Annotated in this window: 19 protein-coding genes, 2 tRNA genes and 1 pseudogene; 10 read left to right on the forward strand and 12 right to left on the reverse strand. The window is 34.8% G+C overall.

Annotated features, from left to right (window positions below; all coding sequences use genetic code 11):
* Positions 1–8: 8 nt before the first annotated feature.
* Positions 9–1610: an ABC1 kinase family protein gene (locus CKL_RS00250; protein WP_011988656.1), complete on the reverse strand. Its 1602-nt coding sequence runs from the start codon at positions 1608–1610 to the stop codon at positions 9–11.
* A 30-nt stretch (positions 1611–1640) separates the two neighbouring features.
* On the reverse strand, positions 1641–1943 hold the full coding sequence (locus tag CKL_RS00255; protein WP_011988657.1) for a phasin family protein: 303 nt from the start codon (positions 1941–1943) through the stop codon (positions 1641–1643).
* Between the two features lie 183 nt (positions 1944–2126).
* Here CKL_RS00255 and CKL_RS00260 point away from each other — a divergent pair.
* From CKL_RS00260 to CKL_RS00270, 3 genes are all read left to right on the forward strand, one after another.
* Positions 2127–2203 (forward strand) — tRNA-Arg (locus tag CKL_RS00260).
* 151 nt (positions 2204–2354) lie between these two features.
* Positions 2355–2792: a tRNA adenosine(34) deaminase TadA gene (gene tadA, locus CKL_RS00265; protein ID WP_011988658.1), complete on the forward strand. Its 438-nt coding sequence runs from the start codon at positions 2355–2357 to the stop codon at positions 2790–2792.
* Positions 2793–2943: 151 nt separating this feature from the next.
* Positions 2944–3037, forward strand: a tRNA-Ser gene (locus CKL_RS00270).
* A gap of 342 nt (positions 3038–3379) precedes the next feature.
* On the opposite strand, the gene CKL_RS00275 is transcribed toward CKL_RS00270, so the two are convergent.
* Together CKL_RS00275 and CKL_RS00280 are read right to left on the reverse strand one after the other, a co-directional pair.
* A complete protein-coding gene (locus CKL_RS00275; RefSeq protein ID WP_011988659.1) occupies positions 3380–3799 on the reverse strand; it encodes a hypothetical protein in 420 nt (139 codons plus the stop codon).
* A 3-nt stretch (positions 3800–3802) separates the two neighbouring features.
* Complete coding sequence (locus CKL_RS00280; RefSeq protein WP_011988660.1) at positions 3803–4000, reverse strand: helix-turn-helix transcriptional regulator; 198 nt, start codon at positions 3998–4000, stop codon at positions 3803–3805.
* A gap of 1206 nt (positions 4001–5206) precedes the next feature.
* On the opposite strand from CKL_RS00280, the gene CKL_RS00285 reads away from it, so the two are divergent.
* From CKL_RS00285 to CKL_RS00315, 7 genes and pseudogenes are all read left to right on the forward strand, one after another.
* The gene (locus tag CKL_RS00285) at positions 5207–5752 is read left to right on the forward strand and encodes a terminase small subunit (protein ID WP_011988661.1); all 546 of its coding nucleotides are present in this window, start codon (positions 5207–5209) and stop codon (positions 5750–5752) included.
* A gap of 99 nt (positions 5753–5851) precedes the next feature.
* Complete coding sequence (locus tag CKL_RS00290; RefSeq protein WP_011988662.1) at positions 5852–6088, forward strand: DUF3139 domain-containing protein; 237 nt, start codon at positions 5852–5854, stop codon at positions 6086–6088.
* 293 nt (positions 6089–6381) lie between these two features.
* On the forward strand, positions 6382–6945 hold the full coding sequence (locus tag CKL_RS00295; RefSeq protein ID WP_011988663.1) for a flavin reductase family protein: 564 nt from the start codon (positions 6382–6384) through the stop codon (positions 6943–6945).
* Between the two features lie 126 nt (positions 6946–7071).
* Positions 7072–7293 (forward strand): annotated as a pseudogene (locus CKL_RS19580) (DUF4829 domain-containing protein); the annotation flags it as partial.
* A gap of 5 nt (positions 7294–7298) precedes the next feature.
* Positions 7299–7487 (forward strand): hypothetical protein, encoded by a 189-nt coding sequence (locus CKL_RS00305; RefSeq protein ID WP_012620037.1) that lies wholly within the window; start codon positions 7299–7301, stop codon positions 7485–7487.
* 117 nt (positions 7488–7604) lie between these two features.
* On the forward strand, positions 7605–7787 hold the full coding sequence (locus CKL_RS00310; RefSeq protein WP_011988665.1) for a hypothetical protein: 183 nt from the start codon (positions 7605–7607) through the stop codon (positions 7785–7787).
* A gap of 389 nt (positions 7788–8176) precedes the next feature.
* Positions 8177–8443, forward strand: coding sequence for a zinc ribbon domain-containing protein (locus CKL_RS00315; protein ID WP_049759117.1), 267 nt, complete (start codon positions 8177–8179; stop codon positions 8441–8443).
* 155 nt (positions 8444–8598) lie between these two features.
* On the opposite strand, the gene CKL_RS00320 is transcribed toward CKL_RS00315, so the two are convergent.
* The 8 genes from CKL_RS00320 to CKL_RS00350 form a co-directional block, all read right to left on the reverse strand.
* Positions 8599–8946, reverse strand: a complete 348-nt coding sequence (locus tag CKL_RS00320) for a cupin domain-containing protein (RefSeq protein WP_011988667.1) — start codon at positions 8944–8946, stop codon at positions 8599–8601.
* 53 nt (positions 8947–8999) lie between these two features.
* Positions 9000–9515, reverse strand: a complete 516-nt coding sequence (locus tag CKL_RS00325) for a hypothetical protein (protein ID WP_011988668.1) — start codon at positions 9513–9515, stop codon at positions 9000–9002.
* Between the two features lie 17 nt (positions 9516–9532).
* The gene (ppsA, locus tag CKL_RS00330; protein ID WP_011988669.1) at positions 9533–12166 is read right to left on the reverse strand and encodes a phosphoenolpyruvate synthase; all 2634 of its coding nucleotides are present in this window, start codon (positions 12164–12166) and stop codon (positions 9533–9535) included.
* 73 nt (positions 12167–12239) lie between these two features.
* Complete coding sequence (locus CKL_RS00335) at positions 12240–12860, reverse strand: TetR/AcrR family transcriptional regulator (RefSeq protein WP_011988670.1); 621 nt, start codon at positions 12858–12860, stop codon at positions 12240–12242.
* Between the two features lie 210 nt (positions 12861–13070).
* Positions 13071–13271 carry an ATP-binding cassette domain-containing protein gene (locus CKL_RS21445; RefSeq protein WP_278184190.1) on the reverse strand — a complete coding sequence of 67 codons (201 nt, stop codon included), beginning with the start codon at positions 13269–13271 and terminating at the stop codon, positions 13071–13073.
* Between the two features lie 51 nt (positions 13272–13322).
* Positions 13323–13655, reverse strand: coding sequence for a zf-HC2 domain-containing protein (locus CKL_RS00340; RefSeq protein ID WP_011988672.1), 333 nt, complete (start codon positions 13653–13655; stop codon positions 13323–13325).
* The gene (locus tag CKL_RS00345) at positions 13652–14128 is read right to left on the reverse strand and encodes an RNA polymerase sigma factor (RefSeq protein ID WP_011988673.1); all 477 of its coding nucleotides are present in this window, start codon (positions 14126–14128) and stop codon (positions 13652–13654) included. Before CKL_RS00345 ends, CKL_RS00340 begins: the two co-directional genes overlap by 4 nt.
* Before the next feature lie 45 nt (positions 14129–14173).
* A complete protein-coding gene (locus CKL_RS00350; protein ID WP_011988674.1) occupies positions 14174–14353 on the reverse strand; it encodes a helix-turn-helix domain-containing protein in 180 nt (59 codons plus the stop codon).
* Between the last annotated feature and the right edge of the window lie 155 nt (positions 14354–14508).

Raw genomic sequence — 14508 nt, forward strand, 5'->3', positions numbered from 1 at the left:
AATCTCCTTTAAAGTTTACCTGATTTTAGTATGGAAATTATAAGTGTAATACCAATAAATATAAAAAGTATGAAATCTACAATACCGATTAAAGGTATATTGTAAATTTTAGGACCTATATTTAGATTTAATATCAAAGAAGAACTTATAATCATAGAACATACTATAAGAGAAATTGATAATCTATTTACCATTCTATTTAATTGATTTATAGAGTCATCAATTTTATTGAATTTTAGCTGAATTTTAGCTCTTCCATTTAGTATACCATCTATTAATTCAACAGTTTTCATTGGAAGTTTTGAAAAATTTTTAGTAAAACTATAAGAGTTTATAAGTATATCCTCTAAATTTATTCCTTCAAAATAATAGAATCTGTTATTTTGTTTTAAAAAAGGTATAGCCACGTCTAAAATGTTAATTTCAGGTGAAATTTCTGTTATTAAACCTTCTATTATTATTAGACTTTTTACTAGTAATATTAAATCCTTGGGCAAAACTATATTGTTATTTTTTGCACACTTAAAAATTTCTGTCATCAATACTGAAATTTTTATATTTTTAAGTGATGTAGATAAGTAATTTACTAAGAACATTTCTATATCTTCATATAGTTTATTTCTATCTATGAGTTCTTTTTTTACGCCTAAGGATATAATTGAGAATACAAGCTTATCTATATCTTTTTGCACTATAGCTATAATAACTTCGTTTAAAAGTGATTTAAGTCCAGGCGAAATTATACCCACTATACCAAAGTCTATAAAACATATTTTTTTATCAAGTATCATTAAATTACCAGCATGGGGATCACCGTGAAAAAATCCATCAGTAAATACTTGTTTAAAGAAAAATAATGCGAGTTTTTCACCTAAATCTTGTAAATCGTACTTTTTTTGCCTTAATTTGGCCATATCATTTATTTTAAATCCGTGAATTTTTTCCATTGTCAATACTTTAGTTCCGGAGAGAGATTTTACTACATAAGGTACATAACAAAAGTTAATATTTTTATTTAGTTCTTTGAATTTTACCATATTTTCATATTCTAATTTAAAATTTAGTTCTCGTTCGGTGGAGAACAGTAATTCATCTAAAGCTTCTTCAGGATCTATTAAAACATTTTTAAATTTATTTCTACTAAGTTTTATAATTTTATATAATAGATTTATATCAGTTTCTATTTTTTCTTTTATTTCAGGCCTTTGTATTTTTACAATAACTTTTCTTCCATCCATTAAAATAGCATTATGTACTTGGGCTATAGAGCCAGAAGCCAGGGGAGTTTTCTCAAAATATAAAAAACAATCCTTTATATTTTTATTAAACTCATTAAAAAATACTTTGTCTATATGTTCATATTTTTCAGGAAATACTTCATCTTGAAGCTTTGAAAGTTCTTCAATATATTTTAAAGGTAGTATGTCCGGTCGTGAGCTTAGGATTTGGCCTATCTTTATAAATGTAGGCCCTAAAGTTTCAAATGCTTTTCTAAGGTTTTCGGGAGATTTTTTGTCTCTAGTGCTTTTATTGTCTATTAAAAATTTAAAACCATATTTAGTTAGTACTTTCAATATCTCTTTAAATCTTTTTGCAGATTTCTTATTCATAAATATATTTAATAACTAAAGCCAAAGGCTTTAGTTATCATTATTTATTTTACTTTCAAGTTTATCTAATCTTTCATTTATTTTTGATATATCATCTTTCGTTGCAAAATTCATACTATCTAATATGGATGTGAGTTGAGTTTTATTTAGAGGTTTTATTTGTTCTTTTTTAGCTATGGCAGTTTTTTTTAGTTCTTCGGACAACTGTTTTCCTTCATCAACCGTTATTCTTCCTTTTTGAACCATTTCTTGGATTAGTTTTGATGCTTTTTCATAAGTGTATGCAGCAGAACCAATTCCTGCTAAAAATAATTTTTTTAATTCATTGATCATGTAAAATCCTCCTTTATAATATTTTTAATTTTAGGGGCAAATATATACATTTTTATAAATGATATATTAAAATAATTAGAATATGAAATATCTATTTTAATATTTATTATACAAGAGCAAAAAGAAATTGACAATTATTATAAACTATAATAAAATATTAAGGTAGCAATTGTACATAAATATGCGCTCGTAGCTCAGTAGGATAGAGCAGCGGTTTCCTAAACCGCGTGCCGGGGGTTCGATTCCTCTCGGGCGCACCATAAGTCTTGTAAATGGTGAATTTACAAGATATTTATTTTATAAAGGATTATGCTTTTATTTTATATTTTATTTAATGTTAGTAATTTATATGTACATTTATCATAAAAGTAATTTGTATTAATTTTAAATTATTAATTTTCAGAGGTATTTATGGATGGTTTTATGTTTGAGGCTATAAAACAAGCTGAAATGGCATTACAATTAGGAGAAGTTCCGGTAGGAGCTGTGGTAGTAAAAAATAATAATATAATATCAAGAGCTTATAACTTAAAAGAAACATTGAAAGATAGTACAGCTCATGCAGAAATACTTGCTATAAGAAGTGCTTCAAAAGTGGTTAAAAATTGGAGATTGAAAGATTGCAGCATGTATGTTACATTAGAACCCTGTCCTATGTGTGCAGGAGCTATATTGCAGTGTAGAATAAGTAGGTTATATATAGGAACATTTGATCCTGTCATGGGTGCCTGTGGTTCCGTAGTTAATATACTGCAAAATAACTTTCTAAATCATTGGATAGATATTCAATGGCTATATAATAATGAGTGTAGCAATATGTTAAAAAAATTTTTTAAAAATAGAAGATAGAAGAACTTATCAGGGGTATAGCATATTTATTATCTACTTTGAAGAAGATGGGGGTATCAGCTAATTGCTGCCTTTGGAGTCTGAATCAGGACAGATTTATGAGTTGTTCTATCCAAGTTCTGTCCGAGGTGCTAAAATAAGTTTATAATCTGGAGAAGTACCCAAGTGGTTGAAGGGTCCGCACTCGAAATGCGGTAGGTCGGGAGTTCCCTGGCGCAAGGGTTCAAATCCCTTCTTCTCCGCCATAGTGTTTATTAAGATGTGTTAAACTCCAAAAATGGCTTAAATTAAGGCTTTAAGGAATTTTAGTTTAGATAAGAATTATTAAAATGTAGTACAATTGTAGTAAAAATAATCATAGTTAATCCAAAAAGTTGTCTAGTAAAGCAGGAGGCTACTGAAAAACCTAGGTGTTTCAGTGCCTCCCGCTTTACTAGGGCTCTTTTCTTGTGTATAAAAATAAGGAGATAGGCAGGTGGGGATGAAGTTTAATATGTCTCAAAGAGCTGTCACGAAAAGGAGGTATAGGTTGATTAAAAATATACTGTTTTATCTAATTGTTACGAAAAGCAGTATATTTTTGTTGACTAATATTTTTTACTATAATAGGATAAGAAAATTATAGTTATAATAATCTGTGCAATTAGAATGGTGGCAATAGTTATAGAAGCTTCTTTTAACCTTAAAAATCCTAGTATGATAGTTGTTATTGATTCAAGAAAAATTATTATGGTATAGGCAGATGAGTGAGATTTCATTCTTATTAATTGAGTGCGTTCTTCATTTTTAGCGATTTCGATTCGTTCTGCTTTTTTGGGGTTGTTTATTAGTCTAATGCTAGAAATAGTACCTAGTATTCCAGTGGCTGTACACGCTCCAGCTATGCCATAAATAAGTCCATTGCTGTAGTCATAGGCAAAATTATGAAATAGAGCAACTGTAAATGCAACAATATCAATAACGGTATATACAATAAAAAATACAAACTGTTTTTTAGCATAATTCATGGGTTATTCCTCCTCAAAAATAAATACTTCTTCAATTGATAATCCGAATATTTTGGCTATTTTATAGGCAAGAAAAATTGATGGATTATATTTCCCACTTTCGAGGGAAATTATTGTCTGTCTGGTAACTTTACAGAGTTCAGAAAGTTCTTCTTGTGTCATACGTTTTTTCTTGCGTAAATCTTTAATATAATTTTTCATAATTCACTCCTTATAAAAAGTATAGTAAACTTTACAATTTAAAGTATAGTAAACTTTACTTTAAATGTCAAGTCAATTTTACATTAAAATATACCTCTGGTTCCAGGGTTAAATGGAGTCTTGCTTTTACTTAAAAGAAATAGTACTATATATTAGGATAATATTAAAGAGGATGTATGGGGGAAGCCCAAAAGTAAAGGCGTAGCAGAATCAACAATTGAGCTTTTCGAGTGTGGTTATGATGCCGGCGTAAAGTCTATTGCTCCGATGGTCACGATAACGGAAGATGGAGTTTTGGAGATTAGTTCTAAGAACAAAGAATTGATTTTTAATTTTAATAACGTTATCAAATATAGAATTGTTCTTTTTAAATTATACAGGTTTGGCTATAGCTTTTAAATATAGCTACCAATGTGGGAAACCACAAATAAAAATTATACTACATATTGTGAAAGGCATTTGATTAAGTTCAAATGCCTTTTGATATGTGTAAATATTTATTTAACCTGTACAAAATAATATCGTAACAATTGATGTATATAATACATAATAAGACATACATACCATCCTCTGGGCATTGAGGATACATAAGGCTGTGTCCATGGTTGCAGGGCACATTAAATATAGATGCAACCACTATAAGTTATGTTTTTACTGCATCTTTAAAATAAAAGAACATTGAAAATAGGCACTGTTAATGCAGTGTCTACTTTTATATTATTTACAAATAGTTATTACATAGGACATTGGATTGTAACAAATGCTGTGTATAATAAGTATTGTGAATGGCTTATGAATTAGTTTCCCACCATATACATATTTACGTCAGTGTCCTATAGTTGCAGGGCACGTTAAACTCAAATGCAACTGACAGAAGTTTATATGTTAAATTGATCTCCTTTTAGATAATGATTAACAATATTATCAAAAGTAAGTACCCGTCACCTGGGTGCTTGTTTTTATATCTTTTAACATATGTGTAATGATATCATAACAATTGGTGAATATAATATATTTAAAGGTAATCCATAATGATACCAAAAGCAATACCCGTAATTAAGCATAGGTAATTATTGATTATATATAATTATACTCATCAACTAAAAACTCTTAATATCACACAAAGTACCAATATTATTTTGGTACTTATTTTTTTATTTCAAAAAATTAATGGTCCATGGATTAATAGGAACTGAGGTGGCATTGATGGGAAAATTAACGTCAAAACAAAAAATATTTGTTAATGAATACTTAGTGGACCTTAATGCCACTAGAGTCTATAAGATAGTTTATCCTAGGCGTAAAAAAGATGAAACAGCAGCACAGGCAGGAAGTAGATTGTTGAGAAACGTCAGGGTTAAAGATTATATAGATAATACAATCCAGGGATATACTGCAGCACTTGGTAAGTATGCTGTAAATGCTATTGATACTATTCTAGGTGTTAAAAATGAAAAACCGGCTAGTTTTTTACAACAAATTCCGGGATTAAAAGAATTCTTGGTTAATCCATATTCACAACAAAGAACCATTGAGGATTTTTATTCACTTAAAAGTGATATATATTCAAAATACCAGGAAGCAGTTAAAAAGTTTAAAGCAGAAAATCCTGATATAGAATATAATGACTGGCTCAGAGCTTTAAAGAACAATATTACACCTATTAAAAATCCTAAGGAAGAAGTAATAAGTTTACCTGATGAACTTTCAAAATTGCACAAACAGCAATATCAATATAATTTTGAAGAGTAGTCTTTTTATTTTGCCTGAAATATAAAATATGGTAATATTAAAGTATTATTAATAGTAGTAAAACACGATATTGGTAACTAAATGAGAGGAGTATAAAGAATGTCAGGCGAATCTAATGGACACAGTAAAAGTTTCATTGTTCTAATAATATTAATTGCAATGTATTTTATCCAAATGGGAGTAGTTAATTATAAAAAGCATCAGGTATACAATAATGTAAGAGCTTATTTGATAGACACAGAGGGACATAAAAGCCAGAATATTAAAGAAATTAAAGTAACGCATACTTATTTAGGTATTATTTTAGGACCTTCTAGCTATCCTAGTTTTTACTGATGAACCAAACGCCTTATATCAGTATGCTGGTTATGATAAGATATATCAAATAGGGGTAGCTGGGAAGCCGAATGAAGGTAAAGATTTCAAATATTTTGAAAGATAATAAGTCTAGATAATATAATGGAAACTTTAGCGTGATAGATATTTATTGCGATGCTAAGAACATTTATTTTTGGGCATAATCTATCTATATGATAACTCATAGAAAAGAAACAGTCTATATTTTTTAAAAATTTATCCATACAATTATTATTGTTGCAACAAATAAATAATTGGATTGGAGAAAGAATATGATAAAGAAGAAAATAGCAAATATCCCTTTTGGACCATTTATTACAATTTTAGCAGGGGCGATGGTTAATGGAAAACCAAACTATGCCACACTAGGTGCATATGGGGTTGTAAGTCAGAAACCTGTACTCTATATTTCATTGAAAAATTCCCACTATACGACTTCAGGCGTAGTGAAAAATGGATTCTTTAGTGTAAACATACCATCCTCTGAATCTATTGATAAGACTGATTTTTGTGGGTGTGTCTCTGGTAATAAAGAAGATAAATCGAATGTTTTTGATTCATTTTATGATGATACAGGAAATGCGCCAATGATAAAAGAATGTCCTGTAAATTACCTTTGTAAGGTAATACAGACAATTCCTATATTTGATTTTACGATGTTTATTGGAGAAATTGTTGCAGTATATGCGAATGAAGACTGCTTGGAAAACGGAAGACCAAGTGCTCTGAAAGTTAAACCAACGGTAATGATGGGTTCAGGGTACTTTGATCTAAAGGATAGAGTTGGTTCAATATTTAAAACATATCGTACCATAAGTACTGATGATCCTAAATAATAGGTATTAATATAAGGATGATACAGAATTTTATTATTACACAATATTTCCCATAATGAGACACAACACATTCAGAGTCTTGGAGAAATCTAAGACTCTTTTTACTTTGCTCCACTTTTTAAAGAAGGGTATCTATCTAATGGCAAAGGAAGCATTAATGGTGTCAAAGGAGAAAATGTAAAGATATATAGAATTGAATATGATGTGAAATATAAAAAGGGAGCAATTGTGGCCGAAGAAAGTGGAACGCACCAAAAATGGTGTACACTTATTAGAAAAGACAAAAAATCACCTTGGTTAGATGGAGTGTTAAGACCGGAGACTTGGAATATATTTTTGAATAATTAGGGGAGATGTTTTATGTGTCGCAAAAGTTAAGCAATCTTATAGAAGTGAAGAAAATGATTGCTATATCTTTAATCGCTACATTTATTGTGTTAGCTGTACGTAGGATAATTTCAGGGGAAAGTTTTCAGAACATATTTTTGATAATTATAGGCTTTTATTGTGGACAAAGTACTGCTAGGAATACAAATAAATAATTATTGCCCTGGGAAACCAGGGTTTTATTTTTTTATGTAAAATTGGAATATTGAGCAGGAATATACATATTATTGTAGAAGTACTTATATGTAATAATTGAAAGGAGAGAGAAATAAATGAAAATCATAGGAATAATTCTTATTATTGTAGGAGTTGCTGGAATAATAGTGGGTTGTGTTGTGCGCGGTAACATAGGAATAGCTGCTATAATAGGAGCTTTAGCAAGCTTAATATCAGGAATAGGATTTATTTTGGCAGACAAAAAGATTGAATTATTATCGAATAATAAGAGTTCTTAATTTATTCTATACTGGTAGAAAGAGATCAAATATATAATTACTCCTAAAAGAGATAAAAGCTCTGGTGTATACCAGGGCTTTTATTGAGGTAATACATAATGAGTAAAATATAAAAATATTCTTATGGTATTAACCATTATATCCAATTCACTACATTTAAAACAAAAGAGAGCTTTATGTTCAAAACCTATTTACATATATTGTAAAATAGTATATCATATACTTATGAGGTCAACATTCCTGAGTTTATTATTATTTACAACCAATATATTCTCCAAGCCTACCAGAAAAATCTCTGGTAGGCTTTACTTTTATGCCTAAATATGGACGAACTGTTACTATATTGTTACAATTAAATAAAATGTACATAAATGGGGGAGGGAATTATAGTGGAAAATAAAAATTTAGTAAAATGTAAAGCTTGTGATGCAGATATTGCAAAGAGTGCTAAAAAGTGTCCGCATTGTGGAGAAGACCAGAGAAATTTTTTTATGCGATATAAGGTATTATCTATAATAATTATTTTAATAGTATTGGCTGGTATTGGTTCTGCATTGAATAATGAGAATGATAAAATCACTACTACAAATTTTACAAGACAGGATACTGCCAACACAAAAACTTCTACTTCAACTTTAAGCGGCAAAGATTTCTGAATGATCCCAGCTTTTTTTTCTTGAACTGGTATTCTAAATAGCCATAGGTGCTGATGGTCGTCCGAATTGTTGGAATTATTGTCTATTCTTAATATCTAGTTTTCTATAAAATGTGCCTCCTTTCTGAAATGTGGGATCTACCATACAGTTTCTCATTACTTGATAAAGGTCAGCAGCATCTTAAACCGTTCTCTTGCTGACAAGGCATGTGGAACATTGGCTGGCATGACCACAGATTCTCCTTTTTTAACGGTGAGGGTTTTCTCACCGATAGTGATTTCTGCAGCGCCATCCAAGATTTGTAACAGAGCGTCCCCTGGAGCGCTGTGAGCATTAATCGCTTCCCCTTGGGCCCCTTGGTCTATAGCAAGCAATATAATGTTGATGTTGGACAATTGAGCAATCGGTAGGCTAACCAACTTTCCCCTTTGATACTCCACCAAACTTTCCAGGTTCACGCTCTCCTCATTGGGAATATTCATGATAAACTGGTTTTTCTCCAAATTAGCTCAGTCCTTTCTTGTGTTTTAAAATATTAAGCCCCCCATGCCAGTTTCTAAGTAGGGTTTCCTGCTGTTCGCTGAAGCGCGGCCTGGTGTTCTACTACTTTCTTGTAAACGTCATCCCAAGTTTTACAGGGAATAATGTTCAGATCGCTTTTGGGGTAATCCGTTTGACCATACAGAAAAATGGTTCCCTTATAACTGCTTGGTAGATAGTTGAAAATATCAAGGGTATCGTCAATCGAACCGATGACATGAGGATAGAGATAGGCTAATGTATCTGCTTTCCATTTCATTCCTTCCTCAAGCTTTAAATTGTTAGGTCTGGTTATTACTGGTATATCGGGAAAGCCATGTTTCTTTAGCCATCTCTTTGTAGCATCCCTGATTGACGTCTGTCTTAAAGTAAGGTAACCTACTACAGGGATAACATGATCTATTCTTTCAATCGCTTTATCAGAACCTTTAATGATCGGATATCCTTCCGTCATTTCTTCCGATTCCAGGGCTTGCAGCCCCCACTTTCGAATTTCTTCAACATTCCAAAAGGGAACATCATGAGCAAGCATTCTTGCACATAGTTCTTCTACAGATAGATTTTCAGGATTTCCACATACCCTTTCGTTCCATTTACCCGAATTTTTTGTCCGTCTTTAATGAGCCTGGTAGCGTTTTCCACGCCTACAACCGCAGGCAGGCCGTATTCTCTGGCAACCACAGAACCATGGGTCATCATGCCGCCCACTTCCGCCACTAATCCGCTAATGGACACGAAAACCGGCGTCCAGCTTGGGTCTGTGAATCTTGTCACTAAAATGTCGCTTTTTGATAGTTCGGCGTCCTCTAGCCGGAGAATAACACGAGCGCGGCCTTCCACAACCCCCGACGACGCGGGTATTCCAATGAGCGCCCCTTTTGGTGCCTTTCCCGAGTCGTATTCGCCTGGGATTATCTCGCCTTCGGAAGTCATCAGCCTCGGTGGCGTCAGTTTTTTGTAAACTTCGAACTCCTCTTCTCGCTTCAATATTTTGTTATAATCAAATTTCTTCGTCCGGGCGGCCTCCCGCAGTTCCTCAAAAGACAGATAATAAATATCCTCTCTCTTGCGGAAAACCCCGCATTGAACCAACTTTTCGGCCTCCCGCAGGAGGGCCTGTTTGACTATCCAATAGCGACAAACCATGACGTACTTGGGATACTCCCGGTAGCCGATGAAGTTGCGTATGCGGCTGATCATTTTCTCCGCTTTTTTCGCTTTGCCCTTCGAAAGGCGGCTTAGAATTTCCCGCCGCTTTTCCTCGGCTTCTTTCAGTCCCTGTTCAAATATCTCTTTATGTGCGCCTGGTGTGAAGTTTTCGATATTGCTCAGAATCATCGGGGCAAGTGCGGACGGCTCCTCTATCCAGCGCGGCTTTGTGATGTCTATCTCACCGGAACAGCGCACGCCGTATTTTGCTAAAAATTCCCGCATGGCTTTGCTTACGGCCTCGCCGCCCTCCAATTTGCCAAGATCATTAAAAAACACGTCTGCCCCCTCAGGTTTAACTGTTTTTAGGTATTCCGCTACCGCCGGGTACTGTCTCACCACGTCTGAAACATCCAGCAGTTCAAGCCCCATCTCACCCGCTACATTGTTCGGCACGGACTGTGTCAGTGTGTCCGCAGCACCTTTCTCGCCGAGCCATTTCTCCACGTTTTTGTTGACCCAGCTCACCGCGAGGGTCCCAGTCCAGACAGAACCCAAACCCTGAGGGTCGCCGATCGCCTTAATAAGCTGTTTTAATTCCATATCAACTGCGGTAAAAAGCTCATCGCCGGAAAGTGCGGCGAACTTTTTCTTAAGCTCCTTTATAGCTGCCTCATTTTTCCTCATCAAAGCGGGGACTACGCCCACGTCGCCCGACCGGTAGATTTTTATGAACTGCGTGACCAATGCCCACGAAAAATACCCCGACCCCATGCTAAGAAACCGCTTGCCGCGCGAAAGCGATTTTATGAACTCTTTCCGCTTCGTTAAGTTTTTTAGCGCGCTATCGATCAGCGGGTCGACTTTCCCCATTGCCGCGACCGCAAGCGTCCGCCCGAAAGTTGACGCCATATCGTGAGAGAGATCCATGAAAAGCCTGCCTCCCGCTTGGATCATCAACGTTTCGTCGCCCCCGCTGTACTGGAAGCAGGAAAGCCCCAGCGGCTTCATCGCGTCTGTCATCATCTGCTGGTGCCCAAACGACATATACACGTGGTTTTTCCCATCCCGCACGTCTGGTATGGGGTATAAGGTAGTGATGGGACGGCTCTGGACGATAAAGAATTTATTTTCATATAGGCACCATTCGATATCCTGCGGACGGCCAAAATAGGCTTCAATCCGTCTGCCTGTTTTCTCAAGCTCCAAAATCTGCTCGTCTGTCAGCGTCTGCCTGTTCTGACGGTCAGCCTGGATTTTTTTCTCCTCCGTTCCACCTTCTTTTAAGGCATAGATCGCCAGCTCTTTTGTGGATATCTTCTTATCAATGATCCTGTCGTCACGCACCTTATAGTTGTCCGCGTTTACTAGGCCGGAGACCAGAGCTTCACCGAGCCCAAAGCTTGCATCGATGGAGAGTACCTTCCTGTTAGCACTGACAGGATCGGCTGTAAACATAATTCCTGCCGCCTCCGGGAAAACCATCTTCTGGATAACCACAGACAGATGGACCTTACGGTGATCGAAGCTGTTTTGGATGCGGTAGGTCACGGCACGGTCAGTAAATAGCGATGCCCAGCACCTGCTGATGTGTCTGAGGATTGCTTCCTTTCCTATGATGTTCAGATACGTATCCTGTTGTCCCGCAAAGGAGGCTGTCGGCAGATCCTCTGCCGTAGCGCTGGAACGTACGGCATAGGCATTTTTTTCACCAAGTTGGGCAAGATGACGGGTAATCTCATTATCAATGCCTTTCGGAAGAGTTATTCCTTCGATGACCTTGCGGATTTTTGCGCTGATTTCACCAATGCCTTCTCTGTTGTCTGCTTTTAGAGGGGATAATTGATTTAGAAGTGAATTAAACTCTTCGCTATTCCTGATAATTTCTTTATATGCTTCGGTAGTAACACAAAAGCCCTCCGGCACTTGTATTCCCTCAATCCTGGATAGTTCTCCCAGGTTGGCGCCTTTGCCCCCGACCATCGCAAGCTTGGTTTTATCGATTTCGCAAAAACCAAGTACATATGAGTTCATACATATTCTCCTTTCTTTTTGCGTTTTTATTTCTCATTAATGAGAAGTATTTTTGAGTAAATCAGACTATACGTTATAAATATTTTTCCTTATAAAAATTTTTTTTAAATAGGTTTATACATTCATCAATTTCTTCGCATAGAGCATCAAGATCAATCCTTGCTTTAGTTGGCATTTTACTTAAATACCCATCGACAAGCTTATTGAGTATTTTCATAACAAGATTTGGATCAATGTCATCTTTAAATTTTGAAATGTCAGTGCCTTCAAAAGCAATTTTGCTTCTCAAACTTTCACTTTCACTATTTGCAAGAATAGCTTTTATGTTCGCTTTAACTTCATCATCATTTTCAAAATACACACTGTCTAAGAAAGAAAGGATGGCAGGATGTTTTTTCATAACCGAAATTTCAATGCTGGCTGCAAGCTTAATTCTGTCAAAAAAATCAGTAACGGCATTATCAAACTTTTCATAGAGTTCATTCAGGATAATACGAGTGCATAAATCAATTAGGTATAAATACAAAGCCTTTTTTGTGCTAAAGTAATGAAATACCAATGCTTTTGAAATCCCCGCTGCAGCAGCGATATCGCTTATAGATGCTTTTTTGTAACCGTTAGTTCCAAAGCATGTAAGAGCGGCATCAATAATTATATTTTGCTTTTCTATGGGTAAACTTAAAAATTTCTCCAAAAGACTCACCTCGTAAATGTTATTAACCGAAACGGTTAATAACATAATAACACAATTAACCGTTTCGGTCAATAATATTAAAAACTTTAACACCTACTATAAGTAGTGTTTTATATGATGGTTGTTTTAAATTAATTGCAAAAAGGACATAATATCCATTTGCTTTCTTCCATATGATACCTCCGCTATCATTTTCACAACTCATACTTTCTAAAAACAGAGAGGCCCAATATGGTGGCTATCAGCATAGTAGCAACCGAATTGATTACAATTAAAATTCTGGATTAATCCCGTAAGGATATGGAGTAGGGTTGTTTTTCCAGAACCGTTTTTCCCAACCAGCCCGTAAATATCGCTATATTCTACATGTATAGAAACATCTTCTAAAATGGTACTTGCTTCATACTGCATTTTGATGCTTTTTGTTGTTAAAATGTGATTATTCAATTTACAATCCTTCAATCAATAGGGTTTTGGTAAAGCTCGTATATCCATAAACAAATACAAAACGAGAGCAATGGCGGCAATCACTAAAAGTGTAATTAAGACACCTTCTAGTAAAGATCTTATCATTCCTTTTTTCCATCTCCTTGACAGTTTTCTTACTGCTTCGGCTTCTTTCAAGTTTTGATCTTTGTGATTTATAAAAAGATCCCCTTTCATTGTTTGCAGTTCGGTCTTGCAGTTATCGCATTCAGCAAGGTGTTCCTCAATCAGCGCCTTGCTATCATTACTGCATACCCCGTCGAGGTACAACGGGAGCAGGTCTTTTATGATCTCGCAAGATATTTTCATTTTATTACCTCCTGTAATTGCTTTTTGGCCCTATAAAAAATCAGTCTTGCCCAACTGTCAGTTTTTCCGAATAGTTCCCCGATTTGTGAGAATGGCAGTTCTCCAAACACCCGTAAAGTAAAAACTTCTTTGTATGGTTCAGTTAGATTATGCAACTCAATGTGCAGCTGTTTCGACGTATCCTTGTCAAGATAATCCGTTTCTAAGTTGAAAGATATATCCGGTATGCCTGTATCCAAGTCTGATACAATACGCTTTTTCTTTTTATAAAGTGTAAAATAGGTGTTCTTTGCTATTTGACAAAGCCAAACATACAGCTTGCAAGAACCATTAAATTTATCTATGTGCTGCATTGCCTTAAAAAAGGTTTCTTGCGTTATTTCTTCTGCAACAGCCTCATCCATATAAAGGGATAGTACATATTTATAAACGTCGGAAAAATATTCCGAATATATCTCACCGAAATCCGCCACTTTCTCACCTCCTTACTTATAAGACTTGTATTGTATAAAAGCGTTTCAAACTTTTTTATTTTCTTTCCGGCGTCCGTCTGCGGGCTTTTCAGCGTCTTTCGGTATCAGCCACATTTGACTGAATCTTATCACACCAGATATGCGGTTTTCCTCACAAAGTTTTTGTACGCACTGTTCTGAAATACCCAACTTCTTTGCTGTTTCCGGGGCAGAAATATAATCCATATTTACCTGCCCTTTCTTTTCTACTTTATATTATATACGGCAAGCCGAATAGTAACGAGAAAAATATGACTTATTTAAGTCGTATGTATGATTAAGGAAATGGACAAATCCACGCAGAGCAGATAGCTTGAAAGCCCGCTTGACGATATGAGCGA

The sequence above is a fragment of the Clostridium kluyveri DSM 555 genome, from assembly GCF_000016505.1.
GTDB lineage: Bacteria > Bacillota > Clostridia > Clostridiales > Clostridiaceae > Clostridium_B > Clostridium_B kluyveri.